This window comes from Tessaracoccus lubricantis, assembly GCF_039544535.1.
Lineage (GTDB): Bacteria > Actinomycetota > Actinomycetes > Propionibacteriales > Propionibacteriaceae > Arachnia > Arachnia lubricantis.
The window spans coordinates 1-4,625 of the sequence record NZ_BAABLV010000015.1 but is presented as its reverse complement, the minus strand read 5'-3'; the positions used below and the strand labels follow the sequence as shown (position 1 = coordinate 4,625).

Genomic DNA, 4,625 nt, shown 5'->3' with positions numbered 1-4,625 from the left:
ACCCCCTTCACCCCGCCGACACGCCCGCCATCGGATCCCCGCTCACCCCACGCTCAGGTACGAAGAGCCGGGAAACCCTTCTCAGGAGGTGATGTGTCGAGCCTAGGTCGGGATGCCGAGCATCGGCTGGGTTGCGGTCAATTGCCACGGGGTTCCGCTCTGGGCGAAGGCTGGGACCGTTACTGTTGACGCGTCGCAACGGTGCGGCTGAGCGTGAGGGGTGACTGGCCGTGGGTGGTGCCAACGTGGTGGTGGTGGGGTCGGCGAACGTCGACCATGTCGTCGAGATCGACCACCGACCTGTCGGCGGCGAGACGATCCTCGGCTCGGACCTGGTGTTCACCCCGGGCGGCAAGGGCGCCAACCAGGCGGTGGCGGCCGGGCTGGTGGGTGGGGCGGTGGCGTTCCTCGGGTGCGTGGGCACAGACTCGTCGGGCGACCTGCTCATCGGGTCGCTGGCCGGTGCGGGGGTGGAACTGGCAGGGCTGTCGCGGATGTCGGCGCCGACGGGCGTGGCGATCATCATGCTGACCCCTGATGGGGAGAACTCGATCATCGTGGCGCCGGGTGCGAACCGGTCGGTGACGCCGGAGTTCGTGGCGACCCGGGCTGGGCTGTTGGCCGGGGCCGCCGTCGTGGTGGCGCAGCTGGAGATCGCGCTGGAGTCGGTGGTGGAGGCCGTGTGGCATGCGCCGCAGGCCCGGTTCGTGCTCAACGCGGCACCCGCCCGCGAACTCCCGGACCAGCTGTTGGAGGAGTGCGACCCGTTGATCGTCAACGAGTCGGAGGCCGCGTTCCTGCTGGGGCAGGAGTCCGACGACGGTGCGGCGTTGGCGCGGGGGTTGCTGGCGCGCGGCGCCCGGTCGGTCGTCGTGACCCTGGGGTCGGCGGGCGCGTGGGTGGCCGAGTCGGACGGCGAACCGGTGCACGTGCCGGCCGCCGTCGTGGAGGCGGTGGATTCGACCGGCGCGGGCGACGCGTTCGTCGGCGCGTTGGCGGTGCGGCTCGCCGAGGGAGCGGGCTTGGTCGAGGCTGCGAGGTTTGCGGTGCAGGTGGCTGGGGTGTCGGTGACCCGACGGGGGGCCCAGGCGTCCTACCCGCGGCGCGACGAGGTGCCGGCCCCCTGAACAAAGTGGCTGACCACGCCCGCGGGAATGAGGAGCCGCGCCGCCCAGAGCGCCCCGAACCAGAGGGCGGCAGGGACGAGGATGAGGCTCGGCCGCGGCTCGCCGGTGAACAACAGGTACGCCACTGCGGCCGACAGCCACAGCCACGTGAGGGCGGTCGCGGTGGGCCAGCTCATCCTGGTCAGCCAGAGGGCCGCGGCACCCGCGGCCACCACGGAGCCGGAGAGGGCCGACGACAGGTTGGGCGATCCGCCAGAGGCGACGACGGGGATGGTGATCGCCTCGAGCACGCCGACGGCAAGGACGAATAGCGCGAACCGGTGTCGACGTCCCACGGTGGTGCACCTCCCCAAGGTTGGGGCCAGCCTAGGCCACCGTCGGCCGCATTGTCGTCGGCGCCGGCGGGTAGGGTGCTGGGCGTGTGGAGATCAGCGGTGGGGAGTGTGGGGGCTTATCTGACCGTGAAGGGGTTGTTCCTGGCCACCCTCGCCGTGGTGGTGGGCTCCTTCCCGTTGGCGAAGCTGACGGCGTTCGACGCCGGGTGGTATCTCACGGTGGTCGACGAGGGCTACGGGGTGGCGAGTCGGAGCAACCTCGCGTTCTTCCCGCTGCTGCCCGGCCTGGCGCGCATCCCGATGGCACTGGGCGTGCCGTCTGCCTGGGCGGTGCTGGTCATGGCGTGGCTGGGGTCCGTGGTGGCGGTGGTCGGCATCCACCGGGTGGGCGCGGAGCTCGGGTCCGCCGCCGTCGGATTCTGGCTGGCGTTCTGCTGGGCGGTGGCGCCGCGCTCGCACGTCCAGGTGATGGGATACGCCGAGGGGTGGTTCACGGCGTTCGTCGCGTGGGGGCTGTGGGCGATGCTGACCCGTCGGCGGTGGCTGGCCGGTTTCATGGGCCTGCTGGCGGGCCTGACGCAGGCGTCGGCGCTGGTGTACATCGGGGTGTTGTGGCTGTGGTGGCTGGCCGGTGTCGTCGGCAACCGTGGGCAGCGCGGCTGGCGCGCCCGGCTGTGCCTCGAGCGGTTGGGCGCGGCTGCCCTCGGCTCGGCGGGGTTCGCGCTGTTCTGGCTGTACGTGGCGTACCGGACGGGCTCCATCACCGGCTACCTGGACATCCGGCGCGACTGGAACAGCGTGGCCGGTTCCCCGTGGCCCAACTTGGTGAAGACGTGGAACGTGCTCACGCCCGGCTATGAGGGCACGTCGTTCACCGGGCTGATCACGCCGGCGATCGCGATCGCGTTGGCTGTGGTGCTGCTGCTCGTGATGATCTACATGAGGGAGCACTGGCTGGCCGTCATGCTGCTGCTGCTCGGGCTGGTGCTGGTGCTGATGCAGCAGGAGGACTACCACTCGAAGGCGCGGATGCTGATGCCGTGGTTCGTGATGTGGCTGCCGCTGGCCAGGTTGTTCGCCAGATGCTCGGCTTGGGTGATGGTGCCCGTGGCGCTGACGCTCACCGTCGTCTCCGTCATGTGGGGGCTGGATGCCGCCGCGTACCGCTATTCGCCGTGAGTTTTCCACACGTTTTCCTGCCGGGTTTGTGGTGAGCCGACGGCTTGCTTAGATGGGCTCGGTCGATAGACCTCGAGGCTAGGCAGTGGGGGTGCCCCTTGGAAGCGGCTCGCTGCCTGATCATCTGAACGCCCCGCGCGTTCCCTGTTTCTGAACCCTCCATGAGGGTTGTGTCCCGCGGCGCTGCGCCGCCTGATGGCCTGTGATCGACGCAATGACCGACGCCCGCGTGGGCGTCGTTCGGCATGCCCGAAAGAAATGGAAACAACAGATGAACACTCTGCACATCGAACGGCTGCCCCAGATGGAACAGCAGATCATCCGGAGCGCTACCCGACGGTTGGGCCTGGCAGACCGCATAGCCATGCGGACGGGTCTGTGGATGCTGTTGTGGAGCATGCGGTTCCACCGGATCGAGGAGGAACACAGCCCTGAGGACGAGCGGCTGGAGAACCAGGAGCACCTGGACCGCGAGGCCCGGGAGCGCGGGTACGCGTCAATGACGGGGATGCGTCCGTTCTGAGTTCGACGGCGCCGCCCGCGGGTGGGGTGGCGTCGGCTTGACGTGGTTGTCCACAGGCCCGCTCGCGGCGCGGGGCGTGACCCCGGCGCGTTGTTTAGTTGGGGGCGGGTTCGTTGATCGGAGTGCTGGTGAGGCTGTCGTTCGTCGTCGTTGCTGTTGTTGGTCTTCTTGTGGGGTGTACGGCTGAGGCGGTGGAGTCGCCTGGGCCGGAGGTGTCGACGACGGTGTCCCCGAGCGTGTCTCCGTCGGTGCGCGAGTCGCCGAGGGTGTCGCCGACGCCGAGTCCGAGCCCCTCGCCCACGGCGTTCGAGTCGTATCCCGGGGTGCTGCCGACGGAGGATCCCGAGTCGGCGGCCATCGTTGCGGGTTGGCAGGAGTACCAGCGGGTGTACGAGAAGTTCGCGATGGCACCAAATGAGTACTCGGATTTCACGGAGACGCAGTACGTCACAACTGGGCATGAATCAGTCGTGATCCTTGACCGTATTGCAGGGTTTCGCGAGAACGGCCTCGAACTAGTAGGGGGCGTCGCCTTCCACGACCTAGCAGTGGGCCCTCCCACAGATGAGCCTGATGGGACCAGCACGGCCACCATTGAGTACTGCCTCGACCTCAATCAACTCCAGGTCCGCGACGTAGCCACCGGTGATCTCGTGGCTCGCAGCGGTCGCTTCGAGGAAGTCGCCTACATGCGGCAGGGACTGGACGACGTGTGGCGCGTAGAGGGAATCACCTCCTCGGACGAAGAATGCTGAATCGGTTCGCAGCCGCCCTCCTGACGATTCTCATCCTGGGCGCCCATGAGGCTTACGCGGAGTCGCCTCTGCCCACGTGTGCTGTCGGCCACGAGTACGACCGCCGGGCCGGGGTCTGCGTGCTGCGCTTTGGTGACGACAGTGCCACGGAACCGGGCAGAGGCCCTCGAGCGGTTCCCAGCTCACCGAGCAAAGAAGCGGGTGCAGGTCCGCGACAGTGCATGTGGCAAGGCCGTGCGATCGAGTGTGTGACGCCATTGGGGGTGTGGAGTTCTTTTGCATCCTCATGGTGCAGAAGGGCTGAACCGCAACCTCCAAAGTCAGACCCCATATGGGAGATGCGGACGGAGGGCTCCATCTACATCTGCACGAGGCCGGGAGGGGAACTCGTTCCGGATGCGTCACTCACCGTAATGAGGTGGTTGCCGGTTGCGCCGGGTGTGGTGGAGGTGGATCCGCGGGAGGTGGCGTTGCGGTTGTTGGCGCGGCTGGATTTGGAGGCGGTTGAGTTGGGGATGTTCCCGCGTGGCGACAATGACGTGCGGTTGAGCTTCGTGGGGTGGCAGAACTGGATGTGGGCGGAGTCGCCCTCGGAGAAGCAATGGGGCCCGGTGACGGCGTCGGATTCGGGCTCCGGTGTGACGGTGACGTTGCGGGCCGAGGTGGATCGTGTGGAGTGGGACATGGGTGACGGCACTGTGCTGAC

General features: G+C 68.0%; 5 protein-coding genes and 1 pseudogene. 5 read left to right on the top strand and 1 reads right to left on the bottom strand.

The features are described from left to right. The first annotated feature begins 230 nt into the window (after positions 1–230). A complete protein-coding gene (locus tag ABEA30_RS04535; RefSeq protein ID WP_345579635.1) occupies positions 231–1,127 on the top strand; it encodes a ribokinase in 897 nt (298 codons plus the stop codon). Here the strand turns inward: ABEA30_RS04535 and ABEA30_RS04530 are convergent. Beyond that, entirely contained in the window at positions 1,094–1,462 is a 369-nt protein-coding gene (locus tag ABEA30_RS04530; protein ID WP_345579632.1) for a hypothetical protein, read from the bottom strand. The genes ABEA30_RS04535 and ABEA30_RS04530 overlap by 34 nt on opposite strands. Before the next feature lie 126 nt (positions 1,463–1,588). Between ABEA30_RS04530 and ABEA30_RS04525 the strand changes: the two genes are divergently transcribed. The 4 genes and pseudogenes from ABEA30_RS04525 to ABEA30_RS04510 all read left to right on the top strand — a co-directional run. After that, a complete protein-coding gene (locus ABEA30_RS04525) occupies positions 1,589–2,641 on the top strand; it encodes a hypothetical protein (RefSeq protein ID WP_345579629.1) in 1,053 nt (350 codons plus the stop codon). 271 nt (positions 2,642–2,912) lie between these two features. After that, entirely contained in the window at positions 2,913–3,164 is a 252-nt protein-coding gene (locus ABEA30_RS04520; protein WP_345579626.1) for a hypothetical protein, read from the top strand. Positions 3,165–3,292: 128 nt separating this feature from the next. Continuing rightward, entirely contained in the window at positions 3,293–3,919 is a 627-nt protein-coding gene (locus ABEA30_RS04515; protein WP_345579623.1) for a hypothetical protein, read from the top strand. A 413-nt stretch (positions 3,920–4,332) separates the two neighbouring features. Beyond that, a pseudogene (locus tag ABEA30_RS04510) lies at positions 4,333–4,625 on the top strand (hypothetical protein); the annotation flags it as partial.